We start from the raw sequence: 19,167 nt of genomic DNA on the forward strand, positions 1-19,167 counted from the left end.
CTCCCGGTCCCATACCTTTCCGCGGAGAGGCAGACCTCCTGCGGAATAGCTGCATCCTCTTGGTAGTTTCAGTGTGCAGAACTCACACGGAGACGAGGCTGCAGCCCCCTCCCCCGACGACACCCCAAAGGACTCAGACGTGACCGACCAGCTGCCCGATCAGGTCCATGACGTGGTCATCGTAGGATCCGGCCCCGCCGGATACACCGCCGCCGTGTACACCGCCCGCGCCAACCTCAAACCCGTGGTGCTGGCCGGCTCCGTGACCGCCGGCGGCGAGCTGATGAACACCACCGACGTCGAGAACTTCCCCGGCTTCCCCGAGGGCATCATGGGCCCGGAGCTGATGGTGAACATGGAGCAGCAGGCCCGCCGCTTCGGCGCTGACATCCGTCATGAGGATGCCACTGAGGTCAAGTTGGACCTGCCGGTCAAGGAGATCACCATCGCCTCCGGGGAGGTCCTCCACGCCCGCACGGTCATCCTTGCCACCGGCTCCGCCTACCGCGAGCTGGGGGTGCCCGGCGAGAAGGAGCTCTCCGGCCACGGTGTCAGCTGGTGCGCCACCTGCGACGGATTCTTCTTCCGTGAGCAGAACATCGCTGTGGTCGGCGGCGGCGACTCCGCCATGGAGGAGGCCCTCTTCCTGACCAAGTTCGCCTCCAAGGTCACGGTGATCCACCGCCGCGACGAGCTGCGCGCCTCCCAGATCATGGCTGACCGTGCCAAGGCCAACGAGAAGATCGAATTCGTGTGGAACACTGCGGTCACCGCAGTGGAGGGCGATGGCAAGCTCAGCCAGCTCAAGCTGCAGAACCTGGTGGACGGCACAGAGTCGAGCCTGGATGTGACAGGACTGTTCGTTGCCATCGGTCATGACCCGCGCGTCTCTCTGTTCGAGGATCAGCTGCAGCTGACCCAGGACGGCACCCTCTGGGTGGAGGGCCGAACCTCCAAGACTTCCCTGCCCGGCGTCTTCGCCTCCGGCGATGTACTGGACCCCACCTACCGTCAGGCCGTCACCGCCGCCGGATCCGGCTGTGTGGCAGCTCTCGACGTCGAACACTACTTGGCTGCGAACACCGCGACTGACGCAGCAGAGACTTCAGTACTCACCTCCTGAACGAAAGGAAAGTCACCATGGCAGAGATCAAGAGTGTCACTGACGCAAGCTTCGAAGAAGATGTCCTCAAGGCCGATAAGCCCGTGATCGTGGACTTCTGGGCAGAGTGGTGCGGTCCCTGCCGCATGCTCACCCCCATCCTGGAGGAGCTGGCCACTGAGAACCCCGACAAGATCGAGGTCGTGAAGGTCAACGTGGATGAGAACCCCGCCATTGCGGCGAAGTTCGGCATCACCTCCATTCCCGCCGTCTACGGCTTCCAGGACGGGGAGCACGTGAAGTCCTCCATCGGTGCCAAGCCCAAGCAGGCGCTGGAGCAGGAGTTCGCAGACTTCCTGGCCTGAGATCTTCCTCGGGTCGTGAAAAGGCGCTGAGCAGACCCCCTCCCTCTTCGCAAAGCGCGCCCCGCTGGCGGGCGTCGCGAAACCCTTCGCTCAGAAGGGTCCCTAGGGGGTTTGCTCAGCGCCTTTTCTGTGTCCGGAGAGAGGGACAGAGGCCCAAGTCCGGGGGTCTGGTGGGCTCCTGGCTCTTATCTGCTGCCGATGAGGTCCATGAGGCGGTGGAGGTCGTCCATGGAAGCGAAGTCGATGGAGATCCGACCCTTCTTGGCACCCAGGCTGATCTTCACCTGGGTGTCCAGGCGATCGATGAGGGCGTCGGAGAGCTCGGAGAGCTGCTGCTGACGGGCACTCTGCGGGGTGTCCTGAGACCCCCGGGAGGCCTTCTGCTTCTTCTCCCCCTGGTTGATGAGGGTGACCGCCTCTTCTGTGGCGCGCACGGAGAGTCCCTCGGCCACGATACGGGCTGCCATCTCCTCGATCCGCTCGTCGTCCTGCAGGCCCAACAGGGCACGTGCGTGGCCCGAGGAGAGCACTCCTGCGGCAACACGGCGCTGGACAGCAGGGGGAAGCTTCATGAGGCGCAGAGTGTTGGAGATCTGCGGGCGGGAGCGGCCGATCCGTGCAGACAGCTCATCCTGGGTGCAGCTGAAGTCGTCCAGCAGCTGGCGGTAGGCAGCGGCCTCTTCCAACGGGTTCAGCTGGGAACGGTGGATGTTCTCCAGGAGAGCGTCGCGCAGCAGGTCATCGTCCTTGGTGCTGCGCACGATAGCCGGGATGCTCTCCCGCTCAGCGGCCTTGGAGGCTCGCCAGCGGCGCTCACCCATGACCAGCTCGTACTGGTCAGCGCCCAGTGGACGGACCACGATGGGCTGAAGGACGCCGATCTCCCGGACGGAGTGAACCAGCTCCTCCATGTGTTCCTCGTCGAACTCAGTACGAGGCTGACGGGGATTGGGCTGGATGCTGGCCACGGGGATGGAGCGAAACTCGGCGCCGTCCACTGCGCCCCCGGTTTCACGTGAAACTGCGTCGGTCCAGGAGTTGTCCTCCGGCTGGGGCCGATCTGCCTCCTCAGCGAGCTCCTGAGGGGCTCCGGAGACGACGGCGTCGTCAGCAGTGCGGGCAGGCATGGCCTGCTCCGCAGAGCCTGCTGAGGGGGCGTTGGTGCGGCGCTGGCCGAGGACATCGGGCATCTCGGCACGCTTTCCTTTGGCGACTGCGCGGGTCCGGGGCACCGTGGAGCTCTTCGATGCTGCGGCACGGGTCTCCCGGGAGATCCTCTGAGTGCCGATATTCGACTTGGCGGAGAAGAAGACGTCGATGGGACGCCCGCCTGCTGCTCCTGTGCTGGTGACGGTGTCAGCTGCAGGGGCCTCGGCTCCTTCTGCAACGACCTCCTTCTGGCGGGCCGACTGCTTGGTTTCACGTGGAACGGAAGCGTTCTTCTGGCGGTTGGACCCACCCTTGGCGCGCTCCTCAAGAGCCGCTGCTGACTCCACCATCTGATCGGTGGCGGTCTGCTCAGACTCTGCAGCAACCTGGGCGGCCGCGCCGGCGATCTCACCCTCTTCGGCATCGGTATTGATCAGTGCACCGAGGCCCCGACCAAGACCACGCCGCTTCCGCTCTGCCATGACATCTCCCCACTTCCACACACGCAACATCGACTGCAGGACGAACAGATCCGATTCTACGTAGTCTCTCTGGAAGTAGAAGCCCCCTGATTCATCCTGTACGTGAGACTCCCGGTCACTTCATCACAGCACAGGGAGACGCTATGAAGACGCTGAGCAGTCCGGCGCTCCCGCGCATCCGTTCTTTCAGCGCCAGTGATACTCCACTTTCTACCCATGCGGCACATAGGCCGACCGGTATTGAGCATCTGATGACACCATAAATGCCACTTTCTCCGCGGCCGCTCCTCCCTAGAGCGTGTCTGATAAATGTTTGGTCCAGGCAGTGACTCCGTGCAGTAGCGCTGCTGCTCGGTATGTGGTGGCCAGCTTGTCGTAGCGGGTGGCGATGCCGCGCCATTGCTTCAGGTGGCAGAACCCGCGTTCGATGATGTTGCGGCCCTTGTATCGCTGGGCGTTGAACTTCGGGGGCCTGCCGCCCTTGGTGCCGCGGTTTCTGCGGTGTCGTTTCTGATCGTCAGGCTCTGCGATGGTGGCGGTGATCCCGCGTTCCTGCAGGTAGGTGCGGATCGCGCGGGAGGAGTAGGCCTTATCGCCTAGCAGCTCATCAGGTCGGGTACGGGCCCTGCCGGGTCCCAGGCGCGGGACTCTGATCTGTTCGACCAGCGGGGTCAGCACCGGGGCGTCGTTGGCCTGTCCGGGTGAGATGATCGTTGCCAGTGGCAGCCCGTGGCCTTCAACAAGCTGATGGACCTTCGAGGTCAGCCCGCCCCGAGAGCGGCCGACAGCGTGATCAGGCGGCTCTGCGCTGGGATTCGTGCAATTCGATGAAGCCCCCTGTGTGGCCGGTGATGTTGGTGGCGTGCTGATGAGCACGCGCTGCGGTGGAGTCCACCGAGGCCGTCCAGTCGATCAGCCCCTCGGCATCAGCTTGGGCTCTCAGCTGGGCCAGGATCTTCTCCCAGGTCTCCTCGGCTGCCAGTCGGCGGTGCCAAGTCCACACTGTCTGCCAGGGCCCGAAGACCTCGGGCAGGTCCCGCCAGGCAATCCCGCACCGATACCGGTAGATGATCCCTTCAACCATCAGGCGAGCATCAGCGAAGGGACGCCCTTTGCGCCCGGTGGGCTTGGGCAGCTGATCAGCGATCAGCTCCCACTGAGCATCAGAAAGAACCTGGAGACGAGACATGTCTCCAGGCTTCCAGGCCACCCCTCACATAATTCTCAGACACGCTCTAGTCCGAATCACTGCAGAACCCGCGCGCCCTGTTCCACGTGAAACGAGGTCTCTTCATGTGCCGAGGGAACTCAGGCAAGACACAACCAGGCAATCCCGCTCCTTCCCCTCACACCACTATCGCGCTGCACGTGAAACCAGAGGAGCGCAACTGTTCACGGGATCGCCGCGGCCTCGGGGCACAGTCCAGGGCGGCCCCTCCAGGATAAAACCGTCAGCCCGCCACCACTCTCGCAACAACAGTCCCTGTTTCACGTGGAACGGCACCCACGCCTTCAGGACGCTCCACCTGTCGGTTCGCACCATCCACGGGCTGCGTCATCCGGCGGCCCATCCGTAGCCGCTGTTCCACGTGAAACACGAAGAGTTGGCTACGGACGCAGCTGGCCCCACGAGCACACCTCCCGCGAATGACACAGAACCGGATCGGGCGGGGTCAAGCCCCTCTGGAAGCCTGGCGGTGACGGTCTATGGGCCATCCACCGGCCCAGGGTCCGACACCTCCTCACGCCGGGATTCTACCGGGCCACCGGCGACTGCCAGTCGGCCGAGCGACCTGTGCAGAGGTGTCTCCGAGTCTGTCCACGGTCATCAGGCCAGCACCGAACTGCTTCGGGGCCTCACTCATCTACGTTCCACGTGAAACTCCTGCTCGCTCACACGCCGCCAAGTCCCTCCTTCGATACCAAAGCAACAGATGTCCGGGGCTACCCACGTAGTCTGCCCGACCAATCAGCTCAGTCACACGTGGAACGCGCGGCTTCCAGACGCCCCCCGGACGATCAATGAGGTCGCGGGCACTGCCCCCTAGTGGGTTCCACACCAGACCGCGGACGGTGCCTCAGGCCCACTGTGCCTTGGGCGACTCTTGACCGCCTTCATCCTCAGCCGGAACTCTCCCACGCCAAGGATGGCCCGGCGAAGGACTTCGCCGAACCGCTCCCTAGAGAAGCTTTCCCGGTCCCCACGAGCACAGCGTTCCACGTAAAACGAGCTGCCAAATCCGTCTTTTGCCCCACTTTGCCGCACTGGGTGGACGCTGCGAACCCGGTACAGCACGCTCTGGACACAGCCTCCGTTTCACGTGGAAAGGCTCACCAGTCCCTGCAGAACACGCGAACACCGCGCCCATCTATAGCGATAGTCTCTTTCTGCTCATCCGGCGGGAGCTGGAGGCGAAGCCGAGCCAGGTATACCGACCGTTCCACCAGCATCACCCACGTTCGGGCGCACGCCTATGTTCAGAGCCCCCGCGACCGGTGGCATTCGAGATCCATAGCGCCTGGGTCTGTGAGTAGAACCCCCTCGCCTTCCCCGTAGGCACCCCAAATCTCATCGAGAAGAGGTTCCGGTCCAACAACACGGAAAGCTGCAGTCCCCACTGCACCCTTCTGTCACCGTGAACAGTGCCCTGCCCTGCGCACCCATTCCCTAACGCCCAGGCGAGCATCCTCTACAACCAACCGAATTCGCCGCCGCCTGTTTCACGTGGAACAGAAACAGACCCAGCCACTCAGCTTCCCTGCCTCTCCATGCATAAGCTCCCTCTCAGAGCCAAGCTCCAGGCCCAACGATCATTCTGTGCCACCGCTGGACGTGAGACGGTGAGGATCCATCACCAGACAGACAGTCCGGAAGCATTCCTTGCAGTAACAGATTCATCATGCGGCCGAGGCAAGCGAGCGTTCCGCTACAGCCGAGCAGATCTCTCTACGAACTTCACCCAGGATCTATCGATGAGGAGATAGCGGCGATATACGTCAACCCGCCCCTCCTCGATTTCCTCCGCTGGTGGGAGAACAGCTGGATCAACAACTTCCTCGCTGGAGAGAATCAGTACGTCAACAACGAGCGCGCCGCACTCCTCCGGGGAGCCTTTGAGAAACTTGTCCCCTTGCTCGAGGTCTCCACCCCAGTCTGGATCAGCGTCGATCCTCAGTATCCCGATGACATCACCTCAGCAGACGCCTGGCCCTGAAGCCTCCCGACACAACAGCCACAGTTCCACGTGAAACCACTCCACGGAGGACAACCAGCACCAGACGTTCTGCTCAGGAGAACTTCAGCGCAGCCACTTCAATGGGACGCATGAACTCAGAGAAAGGGAGCTGAACCGACGAAGGGGCTCCGTCTCGGCGACGCCCTTCGCCGGCACGGTGGGCTTCCTCGGCGTGACGTGCTTCGCGCGGACGAGAAGGAAGGTCGGTTCAGGCCCGACCACCAACAGCAGGTAATCCCCGCAAAGGACCCCATCCGAGAAGAATTCAACCGCGCTGAACGATCTCCGCCGCTGCTTCGAGATACGCCAGGGCACCGGTGGATCCCCGATCATAGGTGATGACGCTCTGCTGATAGGAGGGCGCCTCAGAGATACGCACGTTCCGCGGGATCATCGCGTTGAGCACAGCCTCGGGGAAGTGCTCGCGGACTTCCTCTGCCACCTGGGATGCCAGGTTGGTGCGGCCGTCGTACATGGTGAGCAGGATAGTGGACACCTGCAACGGCGGATTCAGGTGCTTCTGAATCATGTTGATGTTGTTGAGCAGCTGGCTCAGGCCTTCCAGGGCGTAGTACTCACACTGGATGGGGATGAGCACTTCCTTGGCCGCCACTAAGGCATTCACCGTCAGCAGGCCCAGGCTGGGCGGGCAGTCGATGAAGACGAAGTCCAGGCGCTCCTGGCCGTTCTCCTCGCGGTACTGGTGGTACTGGTCCAGTGCGCGCTGCAGGCGCTGCTCACGGGCCACCAGGGAGACCAGCTCGATCTCTGCGCCGGCCAGATGGATCGTGGCAGGGATGACCTGCAGGCGATCCAAATCCGGGCAGTCGGCCACGACATCAGCAAAGCTCAGATCGTCGATGAGCACATCGTAGATGGAATCGGTCTCTGCGGAGTGAGGCACTCCCAGGCCGGTAGAGGCATTGCCCTGAGGATCGATGTCCACCACCAGAACGTTGAATCCCTGGTCTGCCAGAGCGGCGGCGATGTTCACCGTGGACGTAGTCTTGCCGACTCCGCCCTTCTGGTTGGAGACGGTCAGCACGCGGGCATGTTCAGGTCGCTCCAGGTCAGCGGCTTCCAGAGCCTTACGGCGCCGGGATTCGTCAGCCAGCTGCGCTCCCAGAGGCGATGAGGCCATGACAGTGTCGATCACCGAGGTGTTCTCAGCGGTCTCCGCCGCCTGCTTGGCCGCTTCAGCAGCACCGCTGGTTTCGCGTGAAACGTCGTCCGCTGACACTGAACTTCCCTCCGTGGAGTCTGATGGCGCACCTGGAAGCTACCAGGCACTGTGCAGTCTAGTACCCGCAGGTGACAGGTCACCGACGCCGGCAGCGAACCACCGTGGTCGGCTCCTCGAGAAGACCCTCTCCCAGCTGCAGAACCTCCGGGCGCTGCAACTTATGCTTGCTGATCGCCTTGGAGGCGGCGTCGATCTCAGCCTCCGCACTGCGGCCCTTCAGCAGCATGAGCTCACCCTCATCAGCGAGCAGCGGAACTGTCAGGGGAATAAGCTTCTTCAGTGCTGACACAGCCCGGGCGGTGACCACATCCGCCATGACCTCATCCACAGCTTCCTCAGCGCGGGCGCGGATCAGCCGGACGTTGTCCAGGCCCAGGTCTTTGGTCACCGTGTCCATCCACTGCACACGGCGCTCCATGGGCTCGATGAGCATGACGTCCACATCGGGACGGGCGATCGCCAGTGCGATGCCCGGCAGTCCTGCGCCGGAGCCGACGTCGGCCACCTCTGCGTCAGCGGGCAGCTCGGGACCCAGCACAGCGCAGTTGAGCACATGGCGGGACCACATGCGCGGGACCTCCCGCGGGCCCAGCAGCCCGTGCTCGATGCCGGTGCTGCACAGGTGATCCACGAACTTCTCAGCCATCTCCAGGCGGTCGCCGAAGAGCTTCTCGGCCGCCGCGCGCTCAGCGGGCGTCAACTCGGGGCGCTGCTGCTGGGGACCGTCGCCACCCAGGCCCGGCTCATCCGCATGAGCCTCCTCGGCTTGGAGAGCCTGCTCCTCGGCACGGTCCTCCCGGAGCGACTCCGCGTCAGTGCGGCCCTCCTTATCCTCCACGTCAGGGTTCTGCTCGGCGGCCTTGGCGGCGTCGAGAGTACCCCCGGCATGCGGGAAGGGCGAGTTCTGCTCCGGCTGATCAGTCATGAGATCTATTCTCTGCTCAGTCCGCGCTGACCACAACGTGACGGCGCTTGCCCTCACCTTCGGATTCGCTGACCAGACCGGCCTCGGCCACGAAGTCATGGACGATCTTGCGCTCATAGGCGCTCATCGGCTCCAGGTGGACCACATTGCCGTGCTCCTTGACCTCAGCGACGGCGTCGTCGGCCTGCCGCTTCAGCTGGGACTGACGCTGCTCGCGGTGCCCGGCAACGTCCAGCACCAGGCGGGTGCGGCTCCCAGTGGCGGTCAGCACGGCCAGTCGGGTCAGCTCCTGGAGCGCGTCCAGGACCTCTCCCTTGCGGCCGACCAGGTTGTCCAGCTCATCGCCGCCCTCATCGGCCACGATGGAGATGAAGGTGCGTTCCCCGCGGACCTCGATGTCGAGGTCGCCGTCGAGGTCCGCGATGTCCAGGAGCTCCTCGAGATAGTCGGCAGCGATGTCACCCTCGTCGGCTGCGTCGCCGCCCTCATCCTCAGTGTTCTCCTCGGCGGTGTCCTCCTGCTGCTCCTCGGCCTGCTCAGCCGCTTGGTCCTCAGCGGCCTCCGGGGCCTCGGTCTCCTCGGACTCGAGGATCTCCTGCGTCTGGTTCTCGCTCATGACTACTTCTTCTTCCTCTTCTTCTTGGAGGGCTGCGCCTGCTGGCCGAGGTGCTTGCCTGTGGGCTTGGGCTTGTCATCCTTGGCCTTGGCGGTCTTGTCCTCGTTGATCGGAGGCAGACCCTTGGCGGCGCGCCGAAGGTTCAGCTCCTTCTCAGCCAGCGAGCCCGGCGTCGGGTTGTTGCGGATGACCCACCACTGCTGACCCAGGGTCCAGAAGTTGGTCGCGGTCCAGTAGATGAGCACACCCACCGGGAAGTTCACGCCACCGATGACGAAGACCAGCGGCAGCATGTAGAGCATGATCTTCTGCGTCTGGGCGAACTGTCCCTGCATCGCAGCCTCGGACATGTTCTTCGACATCAGCTGCTTCTGGGTGAAGAACTGGCTGCCCACCATGCAGATGATCAGGATGATGGCCAGGAAGACGACGTTCCACTGAGTGGGGTCTGCCTGGAAGGAGGGCAGGAAGATGTCCGACATCTGCACGCCGAAGATCGAGGAGCCGTCGAAGCTCTGGACCTCCTGCGGGGACAGTGCGCCATAACCATCCTGCTGGTACTGCTCCTGCCGCATGCGGTTGAGCATCCAGAACAGCGCGAAGAAGATCGGCATCTGCGCCAGGATGGGCAGGCAGGTCATGAAGGGGTTGACCTTGTGCTTCTTGAAGAGCGCCTGCTGCTCCTGGGCCATCGCCTGGCGGGAGACCGGGTCCTTCTTGCCCTTGTACTTGGCCTGAAGCTTCTGGATCTCCGGCTGGATGATCTGCATGCCACGCTGCGACTTGATCTGCCGCACGAACAGCGGGATCAGGATCACGCGGATCAGGATCACCAGCAGGATGATGGAGATGGTCCAGTTCCATCCCGATTCCGAGTCCATGCCCAGCGCGCTGAGCAGGCTGTGGAACATGCTCAGGATGAACGAGACCGCCCAGGTGAAGGGCGCCATGATCGTGTCGAAAAAGCCCATGTATCTCTCTAGTGAGTGTCGACCGGACGGCCACTGCGTCAATGCATGTCCGGCCCAAGGACACAGCCGCTCCTAGGGAGCAATCTGCCCTGTGTCTCCGGGGATTGGTGGATGGTTTGTCTCTATGATCGTGGGTACTGCACCCTGCGGCCAAATCCGCTCAGCCTGCGGAACAGGGTCCACACCGCCGCCGCTGAACGGGTTGCATCGGAGGATCCTCCAGCCGGTCAGCGCCGACCCCTTGAAGACCCCGTGGACCGTCACAGCCTCCAGACCATAGGCCGAGCAGCTCGGGTAGAAGCTGCACACCTGACCATAGAGCGGGGAGATCACTTTCCGGTACCCCTTGAGGAACAGGGCCAGCAGTGCGGCGGGCGCCCCACGGAACCTCCCCCAGTGCTGACGGCGCAGTTCCTGCTCATCAGGCGGGGATCCGGGAGCTCCGGGGGTCTGCTCGGGGCCCACATAGAAATCCCGATGCCGAATCCACACCTGGTCACGCATCGGTGCGCTCCAGATGGCGCCGGGCCTTCTTCACCGCGCGCCGGATCCCGGAGCGGACCTCCCCCAGCAGCTCCTCGTGGCTGGTCTCAGGTACCTGTTGCAGGGCACGGACCACCACGTCGACGCCGACCCCTTCCGGGATCAGCCCCGGTTCGGCCATCAGCTCAGCAAGGATATGCCGCAGCCGGCGCTGGGTCCGGTGCCGGACCACGGCGTTGCCCACCGCTTTGGAGACGATGAGGCCGCCGCGCCACGGTGCGGGTTCGGCGTCGCGTTCAGTGTCCGGCTCCGTCTGGCGGAACAGCACGGTGACCACCACAGCGGAACCGCCGGCGCGGGCACCGCGGCGCATCACGGCGCCGAAGTCGCGCGAGGCGGTCAGACGGTGGTCACGGGGCAGCACGATGCTCCTGTCTCAGCTGGTTCCTGACGGAAGCCGTGGTCCGTCAGCCGATACAGAGACGGCCCGCCTCCCCAAAAGGGCGCGGGCCGTCGTGAAAGGTCAGCCGGTGGCCGGTATCAGGCCGAGAGCTTCTTGCGTCCGCTGCTGCGGCGGGCCGAGATGATGGAACGGCCGGCGCGAGTGCGCATACGGGAACGGAAGCCGTGCTTGCGGCTGCGACGGCGGTTGCTCGGCTGGAAAGTCCGCTTGCTCACTGTGTACTCCCAAAATGGATGGTTCGAAGTCAATAGGCGGTACTGAACGAGCGTGCGCGGGCACGCTTATACCGCAGGGCGACCTGTCAACACTAGGGGGTAACACGGCGAGTCGTCAACTCGGGGCGCCCTGAGGGCCCTGTCACGGAGCCGGAGCGCATGCTGTGCATCCACCAGTTAACACCTGTGCAGAACTCTGTGCATAACTGCCCACGGATCAGCACTCGGGCGATTTCCCCAGCTGTGGAATACTTGTCGGCACATTGGACGTGACCATCGACGAGGGGAGCAGCGTGCCTGCTGAGTCAGAGCTCAACGTGCTGCAGAATTGGCAGCAGGTGCAGACCGAACTGCGTGACCGTCACGGTGTGAACGGACTCAAGCTCACCGACGTAGGACGGACCGTTCCGCAGGGCGATCAGCTCATCGGCGACACCCTTCTGCTGGCCGTCCCCAGCGAGCGGGTCCGCCAGACGATGCAGTCCACACTTCAGCACCAGCTCAGCGAGGCGCTGCGTTCGGTCTTCGGCCGAGACATCCTCTGCGCGTATGTGATCGACCCCGATCTGGCGGAGAAGCAGCAGGCCAACACCGAGCAGCCGGTCTCCTCCCCCGCGGCCACCGCACCCTCGGCCACCTCCGCCTCATCCACTGCAGTGGATGATGTGTATCCGGGCCCGACGCCGCATGAGGCACCCGCTCCGGCACCGGCCCGTCCCGAGCCGGTCCGGCAGAAGCCTGTGCAGGAGGACTACAGCGCCCGGTTCAACCGCGAGGAGATACGGCCGCGTCCCACTGCTCCGGATGCCATCGAGGGTGAGGGTCCCGGGCTCTCGGAGACTTCGCGGCTGAATCCGCGCTATACCTTCGAGACCTTCGTGATCGGTTCCTCCAACCGCTTCGCCCACGCTGCGGCCAACGCTGTGGCCGAGGCTCCGGCCAAAGCCTATAACCCCCTGTTCATCTATGGGGACTCCGGGCTGGGCAAGACTCACCTGCTCCACGCCATCGGGCACTATGCGCAGCGCCTCTACAGCGGGATCCGCGTGCGGTACGTGAACTCTGAGGAGTTCACCAACGACTTCATCAACTCCATCCGCGACGACGAGGGCGCCAGCTTCAAGTCCCTGTACCGGAATGTGGATGTGCTGCTGCTGGATGACATCCAGTTCCTGGCGGATAAGGAGCGGACCGTGGAGGAGTTCTTCCACACGTTCAACACGCTCTACAACAACAATAAGCAGGTCGTGATCACCTCGGATCTGCCGCCCAAGCAGCTCTCCGGCTTCGAGGAACGACTGCGCTCCCGCTTCGAATGGGGCCTGATCACCGACATCCAACCGCCGGACCTCGAGACGCGTATCGCGATCCTCCGGAAGAAGGCCACAGCGGAGAACTTCTCCTGCCCAGACGATGTGCTGGAGTACATCGCCTCCAAGATCTCCACCAACATCCGCGAGCTGGAGGGCGCGCTGATCCGCGTGACCGCCTATGCCTCGCTGAATAAGCAGGATGTGGATCTGCAGCTGGCCGAGCAGGTCATGCGCGATCTGATCTCCGATGACAACGCCCAGGAGATCACGGCGGACCAGATCATCGACGCCACTGCGGAGTACTACAACTTCACCGTGGACGACCTGATGTCCAAGTCCCGCAACCGTACGCTTGTCACCGCACGTCAGATCGCCATGTACCTGCTGCGCGAGCTCACGGAGATGTCCCTGCCGAAGATCGGGCAGGCACTGGGCGGCCGCGACCACACCACCGTCATCTACGCCGAGCGCAAGATCCGCGAGCTCATGGCGGAGCGCCGAGCCGTGTTCAACCAGGTCACGGAGCTGACGAACAAGATCAAGCAGCAGCGATAGTCAGCAGAAGCCCTGGTCAGCAGCGCTCACCCAACTCTTCTGGGCCCCGCACCGCCGGAAGGCGATGCGGGGCCTCTTCATCTCTGACGGCGCTGAGAGCGCTGAGGGCACCAGGCGAAACCCACTGGCCCCGAGATACGACCTGCGTGACCGCCAGCACACCCACAGCGCTGACTGAGGGATTAGGAATACAGGCTGGGGTCAGCGCCGTGCAAGCTCGTCGCTGACAGCTGTGGAAAACTCATTCCCCCACAACTCACACAGGTGTAGTTCCCCGGCATCAGCAGGATGTGGAACTGCGCTGAACATCGTATTCCACAGTTTTTCCCACATTTCCACAAGTGGCGGTGAAGTTTTTCCACGTCCCTGTTAACACCTGTGGACAACTCGGTGGAGAAAGCGGTGGACAGAGCGGCGCAGCTTGGGGAGAACTGAGCGGAATCTGAGGAATCCGCGAAATGACGGGGTTCTCTCTCCACGGATGGCCCACAGCCCACACCGGAACACTTCACTTAAGACTGCACAGCCAGAATCCCGGGATCCGCGCCCGGGAGCCGGTTATCCACAGAATCCACAGCACTTGTTAACACTTCTGCCTACTTCTCCTTCACACATTCGACAGATAACAAGAATCCACGCGCCCCGACCGAGCTCCACCGGCCTACCCCCAGATATTCCGCCCGGATCGGCATCCGGAGGCACATCTGGTGCCCAACCTCGAGCGCTCCTTGAACGATCAGCTCGCATCGTGTGTGCTCCACCGGTAGGCTCGGGTCTCGACACGACGCCTCAGAAGCTTGACTTTCAACAGGGATCACCTAGCAGGCACTATGGGCTACGCCGGAGAAAGGGAGATCAGTGAAGTTCACTGTGGATCGCGATATTCTGTCCGAGGCCGTCTCCTGGACAGCACGATCTCTCTCCCCCCGTCCCCCGGCCCCGGTGCTCTCCGGTCTGCTGATCAAGGCTGAGCAGCAGACCGTCACCATCTCCAGCTTCGATCACGAGATCTCTGCTCAGCTGCACATCGAGGCCGATATCGAGCTCGAAGGAACCGTTCTGGTCTCCGGCCGGCTGCTGAACGACATCGTCAAGGCTCTGCCCGCAGCTCCTGTCACGGTGGAGGTCGATGACTCCAAGGCAGTGGTCACCTGTAAGTCATCCCGCTTCACGCTCTCCACCATGCCGGTGGATGAGTACCCGGAGCTGCCCTCCATGCCTGAGCTGGCCGGCACCGTGGACGGCTCCGCCTTCGCCAAGGCCGTCAGCCAGGTCATCACTGCGGCGTCCAAAGACGACACCCTCCCGATCCTCACCGGCGTGAAGGTCGAGTTCGAGGGTGACACCATCACCTTCCTGGCCACTGACCGCTACCGGCTTGCCATGCGTGAGATCACCTGGTCTCCGGCAGACCCGAACATCTCCACCTCCGCGCTCATCAAGGCCAAGACCCTCAACGATGTCGCCAAGCAGCTGGGCGGCGGCGGTGAGCTCAACATCGCGCTCACCGAGTCCGCTGAGCTGGTCGGCTTCTCCTCCGGCGGCCGCCGCACCACCTCGGTGCTGGTGGACGGGGACTACCCCAAGATCCGCCAACTCTTCCCCGAGGAGACCCCCATCCACGCCGTGGTCAACACCGCTGAGCTGATCGAGGCCGCCCGCCGCGTCTCCCTGGTCTCCGAGCGCAACGGCCACGTACGCCTGCAGTTCACCGAGGAGGGCCAGGTCATCCTCGACGCCGGCGCCGACGACGCAGCAGCAGCCTCCGAGGTCATCTCCGCAGACCTCACCGGCGAACCGATCACCGTAGGCTTCAACCCGGCCTACCTCAACGAGGGCCTCAGCGTGATCGACAGCGAGTACCTGCGCTTCTCGTTCGTCTCCGCTCCCAAACCGGCCATGATCACTGGCCAGCAGACCCCCGACGGCGAGAACAGCACCGATTTCCGGTACCTGCTGATGCCGGTCCGGCTCATCAACCAGTAGTCCCAGACCTGCGCCTATGCGGCTGTCCCAGCTCACCCTGAACAACTACCGCAGCTATGCGGAGTCCCAGTTTGAGCTGCATCCGGGCCCCAACGTCCTGCTGGGTCTCAACGGTGTCGGCAAGACCAACATCGCTGAGGCCGTCGGGTACCTCTCCACGCTGGGCTCCCATCGGGTCACCTATGACCAGCCCCTGGTCCGCCACGGAGAATCCCAGGCGATCATCCGAGCCCATGCGCACCGTGGCACCCAGGAGGCCTTCCTGGAGGTGGAGATCAACCCAGGGCGCAGCAACCGGGCCCGCATCAACCGCGGCAATCCCGTCCGCGCCACCGACATCCTGGGAATCCTGCGCACAGTGCTCTTCGCCCCCGAGGATCTGGAGCTGATCAAGGGCTCCCCCGGCGTGCGGCGTCGTCTCTTCGATGATCTGGCCGTGCAGCTGCGTCCGGCGTTGGCGCGGGTGCGGCAGGACTACGAGAAGGTCCTCAAGCAGCGAAACGCCTTGCTGAAGTCCATCCGGCATGAGGGTTTCACCGAGACCCACGAGTCCACGCTGACCGTCTGGGACCACCAGCTCTCCGAGGCCGGCTCCCGGCTGCTGCGGGCTCGACTGGAGATGGTCGCAGCACTGCGGCCGCATGTGGAGAAGGCCTATCAGCAGCTCTCCGGCAGCGTGCGCACTGCTCGGATGGTGTACGAGAGCTCCTTCGAGCAGCAGCCGCCCACCGGCCAGAAGGAGCTGGCCGAGCTGATGCTCACCCAGCTGCAGGCTGCGCGGAAGCAGGAGCGGGAGCGGGCCATCACGCTGGTGGGACCCCACCGCGACGACATCCTCTTCAGCCTGGATGATGTGCCGGTGAAGGGCTACGCCTCCCACGGGGAGACCTGGTCCTATGCGCTCTCCCTGCGCCTGGGCGCCTACCGGGTCATGGTGGACGACGATCCCAACGAGGGCGCCCAGCCCATCCTGATCCTGGACGATGTGTTCGCGGAGCTGGACGCCCGGCGTCGGCGTCGTCTGGCGGAGCTCGCCGGTGAGGCGGAGCAGCTCATCGTCACCGCTGCGGTGGATGACGATGTCCCCGAATCCCTGCTGGCCAACGCCTGGCGGGTGGAGTCGGTGGAGCAGATCAGCCGGGTCAGCCCGCTGGAGTCCGACGTCGATTCCCCGGCCCCCAGCGCAGACTCCCTCAGTACGCCTTCCCCCACCTCGCAGGATGACGATGCGTCCTGAGGTCGAGCCCAGTCCCGACGGCGTCTCCGTACGAGAGAGCGAGGATGCCGCCGCGATCCTGCTCGCCCGGATGCGCAAGGCTGCCGAGGGCCGCGGTGAGCACCGCCTGCGCAACATGCCCAAGGGTTCCTCGCTGGCCGGGAATCCGCGCGCCCAGCAGAGCGATGCTCAGAAGCGGCAGAGCGCCGCCGGCCAGCGCTCCCAGCAGAACCGCCGCGACCCGAGCCTGCTGGGCAATGTGGTCGGTGGGCTGATCACCACCCGCGGGTGGACCTCCCCGGTGGCAGTAGGCTCGGTCATGGCGCGCTGGGACCAGCTGGTAGGCGCCCAGGTGGCTGAGCACTGCCGGCCGGAGCGCTTCGAGAACGGCGTGGTCGACGTCGCCTGCGACTCCACCGCCTGGGCCACCAACCTGAAGCTCATGCAGAGCCAGCTCATGGAGATGTTCACCCGCGAGCTGGGCAAGGGCATCGTCACCGGGCTCACTATCCGTGGACCGCAGCAGCCCAGCTGGAAGAAGGGCCGGTACCACGTGCGCGGACGGGGTCCCCGGGACACCTACGGGTGAGTGGAGGGCGACGCGGAGCCCGACGCCGAGATCCCTGCGCCGCTGTCCGCTCATCTGCCGCGATAGGCCCCCTTGGGTGGAACCCAGCCTCATCCGATGTGGCCTGAGCGGCTCCCAGGTGGCTTCTCAGCCCTCCCAGAGGCATTTCCGGGGTCTCACACCGCTCGAAAATGCAGGATTCCGGGGATTTCGCGGTAGGATGAACCAATGACCTCGGACAGCGAGAACCAGCAGAATCAGGGCGGCTACGGCGCCTCGGACATCACCGTTCTGGAAGGTCTGGAAGCCGTCCGGAAACGTCCGGGCATGTATATCGGCTCCACCGGTGAGCGCGGCCTGCACCACTTGGTCTACGAGGTCGTGGACAACTCCGTGGATGAGGCGCTTGCCGGCTACTGCTCGCACATCCAGATCACGCTGCAGAACGACGGCGGCGTGCGCGTGGAGGACGACGGCCGCGGCATCCCGGTGGATATGCACCCCACCGAGGGCAAACCCACTGTTGAGGTCGTCATGACCGTGCTGCACGCCGGCGGCAAGTTCGGCGGCGGCGGCTACGCGGTCTCCGGCGGTCTGCACGGTGTGGGCATCTCCGTGGTCAACGCCCTCTCCAGCACGGTGGACACCACTGTGCACCGTCAGGGCTACGAGTGGAACATCTCCTTCGCCCAGGGCGGCAAGGTCACCCAGGAGCTGTCCCAGGGTGCCGCCACCGCAGCCACCGGCACCACCCAGGTCTTCTACCCGGACCCGGAGATCTTCGAGTCCACCGTCTTCGACTTCGAGACCCTGCGTGCCCGTTTCCAACAGATGGCCTTCCTCAACAAGGGCCTACGCATCACGCTGCGCGATGACCGCGAGATCGAGGAGAACGTGGTCATCAGCGACGAGGTCGCCGAGGAGTCCGAGTCCGAGGGCGGCGAGCCCGAGGAGAAGAAGGGTCGCGAGGTCGTCTACCAGTACGACCACGGTCTGCTGGACTATGTGAACCACCTGAACTCCGCCAAGCGCGCTGAGCACGTCCACGAGGACGTCATCGCCTTCGAGTCCGAGGACGATGAGCGCGGCATCACCGCGGAGCTGGCGCTGCAGTGGACCATGACCTACTCCGAGTCGGTCCACACCTACGCCAACACGATCAACACCCACGAAGGCGGGACCCACGAGGAGGGCTTCCGCGCGGCGATGACCGCCCTGGTCAACCGCTACGCCCGGGAGAAGAGCCTGCTGCGGGAGAAGGATGACAACCTCACCGGTGAGGACATCCGCGAGGGGCTGACCGCGGTGATCTCGGTGAAGCTCTCCGAGCCGCAGTTCGAGGGTCAGACCAAGACCAAGCTGGGCAACACCGAGGCGCGGGCCTTCGTGCACAAGGTCGTCAACGAGAACCTAGGGGACTGGCTCGAGCGCAATCCCGCTGCCGCCCGCGACATCGTCCGGAAGGCGCAGTCGGCCGCCCAGGCCCGGATGGCTGCGCGCAAGGCCCGCGAGAATGCTCGCCGGAAGTCCCCGCTGGAGACGATGGGCATGCCCGGCAAGCTCTCGGACTGCTCGTCGAAGGATCCCTCACGCTGCGAGGTCTACATCGTGGAGGGCGACTCCGCAGGAGGTTCGGCCAAGCGCGGCCGCGACCCGGAGACCCAGGCGATCCTGCCGCTGCGCGGCAAGATCCTCAACGTGGAGCGGGCCCGCCTGGACAAGGCGCTGTCCAACAGTGAGGTCCAGGCGATGATCACCGCCTTCGGCACCGGCATCGGTGAGGAGTTCGACGCCTCCAAGCTGCGGTATCACAAGATCGTGCTGATGGCCGACGCCGACGTCGACGGCCAGCACATCTCCACCCTGCTGCTGACCCTGCTCTTCCGCTACATGCGCCCGCTCATCGAACACGGCCACGTCTACCTGGCGCAGCCGCCGCTGTACAAGATCAAGTGGTCCGGCGGAGAGCCTGACTACGTCTTCACCGACGCCGAGCGCGACGTGGCCCTGACTCGCGGTCGTGAGGCCGGGCGCAAGCTCCCCAAAGAGCTGGGCATCCAGCGGTACAAGGGTCTGGGCGAGATGGACTATTCGGAGCTGTGGGAGACCACGATGGACCCGGACAACCGCACACTCATGCAGGTGACCATGGAGGATGCGGCGGCCGCCGACGAGATCTTCTCCATCCTGATGGGCGAGGACGTCGAGTCCCGCCGCGGCTTCATCCAGCAGAACGCCAAAGACGTCCGCTTCCTCGACATCTGATCTTCAGGAGATCC

18 protein-coding genes are annotated in these 19,167 nt (G+C 64.2%); 8 read left to right on the forward strand and 10 right to left on the reverse strand.

Annotated features, from left to right (window positions below; genetic code table 11):
* Window positions 1-139: 139 nt before the first annotated feature.
* Together trxB and trxA are read left to right on the forward strand one after the other, a co-directional pair.
* Window positions 140-1,123: a thioredoxin-disulfide reductase gene (gene trxB / locus IEW85_RS00315; protein ID WP_188681994.1), complete on the forward strand. Its 984-nt coding sequence runs from the start codon at window positions 140-142 to the stop codon at window positions 1,121-1,123.
* A gap of 17 nt (window positions 1,124-1,140) precedes the next feature.
* A complete protein-coding gene (gene trxA / locus IEW85_RS00320; RefSeq protein ID WP_188681995.1) occupies window positions 1,141-1,467 on the forward strand; it encodes a thioredoxin in 327 nt (108 codons plus the stop codon).
* A 185-nt stretch (window positions 1,468-1,652) separates the two neighbouring features.
* On the opposite strand, the gene IEW85_RS00325 is transcribed toward trxA, so the two are convergent.
* The 3 genes from IEW85_RS00325 to IEW85_RS14670 form a co-directional block, all read right to left on the reverse strand.
* Window positions 1,653-3,098, reverse strand: a complete 1,446-nt coding sequence (locus IEW85_RS00325; RefSeq protein WP_229658670.1) for a ParB/RepB/Spo0J family partition protein — start codon at window positions 3,096-3,098, stop codon at window positions 1,653-1,655.
* A 291-nt stretch (window positions 3,099-3,389) separates the two neighbouring features.
* Window positions 3,390-4,287, reverse strand: a protein-coding gene (locus IEW85_RS00330) for an IS5 family transposase (RefSeq protein ID WP_188681996.1) whose coding sequence is annotated in 2 segments (ribosomal slippage) — window positions 3,390-3,935 and window positions 3,937-4,287 — 897 coding nt in all. Because the reading frame shifts where the segments join, the coding sequence is not laid out codon by codon here.
* Between the two features lie 1,261 nt (window positions 4,288-5,548).
* Window positions 5,549-5,785: a DUF5701 family protein gene (locus IEW85_RS14670; protein WP_373286531.1), complete on the reverse strand. Its 237-nt coding sequence runs from the start codon at window positions 5,783-5,785 to the stop codon at window positions 5,549-5,551.
* A 213-nt stretch (window positions 5,786-5,998) separates the two neighbouring features.
* Here IEW85_RS14670 and IEW85_RS00335 point away from each other — a divergent pair, with 213 nt between their 5' ends.
* A complete protein-coding gene (locus tag IEW85_RS00335) occupies window positions 5,999-6,313 on the forward strand; it encodes a hypothetical protein (protein ID WP_188681997.1) in 315 nt (104 codons plus the stop codon).
* 286 nt (window positions 6,314-6,599) lie between these two features.
* On the opposite strand, the gene IEW85_RS00340 is transcribed toward IEW85_RS00335, so the two are convergent.
* From IEW85_RS00340 to rpmH, 7 genes are all read right to left on the reverse strand, one after another.
* Window positions 6,600-7,475: a ParA family protein gene (locus IEW85_RS00340; RefSeq protein WP_188682453.1), complete on the reverse strand. Its 876-nt coding sequence runs from the start codon at window positions 7,473-7,475 to the stop codon at window positions 6,600-6,602.
* Between the two features lie 178 nt (window positions 7,476-7,653).
* Window positions 7,654-8,313, reverse strand: a complete 660-nt coding sequence (gene rsmG, locus IEW85_RS00345) for a 16S rRNA (guanine(527)-N(7))-methyltransferase RsmG (protein ID WP_229658720.1) — start codon at window positions 8,311-8,313, stop codon at window positions 7,654-7,656.
* Window positions 8,314-8,518: 205 nt separating this feature from the next.
* Window positions 8,519-9,118, reverse strand: a complete 600-nt coding sequence (locus IEW85_RS00350; protein WP_188681998.1) for a Jag family protein — start codon at window positions 9,116-9,118, stop codon at window positions 8,519-8,521.
* Between the two features lie 2 nt (window positions 9,119-9,120).
* Entirely contained in the window at window positions 9,121-10,089 is a 969-nt protein-coding gene (gene yidC, locus IEW85_RS00355) for a membrane protein insertase YidC (protein WP_188681999.1), read from the reverse strand.
* Between the two features lie 72 nt (window positions 10,090-10,161).
* Window positions 10,162-10,593, reverse strand: a complete 432-nt coding sequence (yidD, locus tag IEW85_RS00360; protein WP_188682000.1) for a membrane protein insertion efficiency factor YidD — start codon at window positions 10,591-10,593, stop codon at window positions 10,162-10,164.
* A complete protein-coding gene (gene rnpA, locus IEW85_RS00365) occupies window positions 10,586-10,996 on the reverse strand; it encodes a ribonuclease P protein component (RefSeq protein ID WP_188682001.1) in 411 nt (136 codons plus the stop codon). Before rnpA ends, yidD begins: the two co-directional genes overlap by 8 nt.
* A 116-nt stretch (window positions 10,997-11,112) precedes the next feature.
* On the reverse strand, window positions 11,113-11,250 hold the full coding sequence (gene rpmH / locus IEW85_RS00370) for a 50S ribosomal protein L34 (protein ID WP_084709957.1): 138 nt from the start codon (window positions 11,248-11,250) through the stop codon (window positions 11,113-11,115).
* A 293-nt stretch (window positions 11,251-11,543) separates the two neighbouring features.
* On the opposite strand from rpmH, the gene dnaA reads away from it, so the two are divergent.
* The 5 genes from dnaA (at window position 11,544) to gyrB (ending at window position 19,153) form a co-directional block, all read left to right on the forward strand.
* Entirely contained in the window at window positions 11,544-13,118 is a 1,575-nt protein-coding gene (dnaA, locus tag IEW85_RS00375; RefSeq protein WP_373286532.1) for a chromosomal replication initiator protein DnaA, read from the forward strand.
* Between the two features lie 858 nt (window positions 13,119-13,976).
* Window positions 13,977-15,104 (forward strand): DNA polymerase III subunit beta, encoded by a 1,128-nt coding sequence (dnaN, locus tag IEW85_RS00380; RefSeq protein WP_188682002.1) that lies wholly within the window; start codon window positions 13,977-13,979, stop codon window positions 15,102-15,104.
* Between the two features lie 16 nt (window positions 15,105-15,120).
* Window positions 15,121-16,341: a DNA replication/repair protein RecF gene (gene recF, locus IEW85_RS00385; protein WP_188682003.1), complete on the forward strand. Its 1,221-nt coding sequence runs from the start codon at window positions 15,121-15,123 to the stop codon at window positions 16,339-16,341.
* Window positions 16,331-16,909, forward strand: coding sequence for a DciA family protein (locus IEW85_RS00390; RefSeq protein ID WP_188682004.1), 579 nt, complete (start codon window positions 16,331-16,333; stop codon window positions 16,907-16,909). The genes recF and IEW85_RS00390 overlap by 11 nt, the downstream gene beginning before the upstream one ends.
* 207 nt (window positions 16,910-17,116) lie before the next feature.
* Window positions 17,117-19,153, forward strand: coding sequence for a DNA topoisomerase (ATP-hydrolyzing) subunit B (gene gyrB, locus IEW85_RS00395; protein WP_188682005.1), 2,037 nt, complete (start codon window positions 17,117-17,119; stop codon window positions 19,151-19,153).
* Window positions 19,154-19,167: the final 14 nt, after the last annotated feature.

Origin of the sequence: Nesterenkonia cremea, from assembly GCF_014642675.1 — a bacterium.
GTDB classification, from domain to species: domain Bacteria; phylum Actinomycetota; class Actinomycetes; order Actinomycetales; family Micrococcaceae; genus Nesterenkonia; species Nesterenkonia cremea.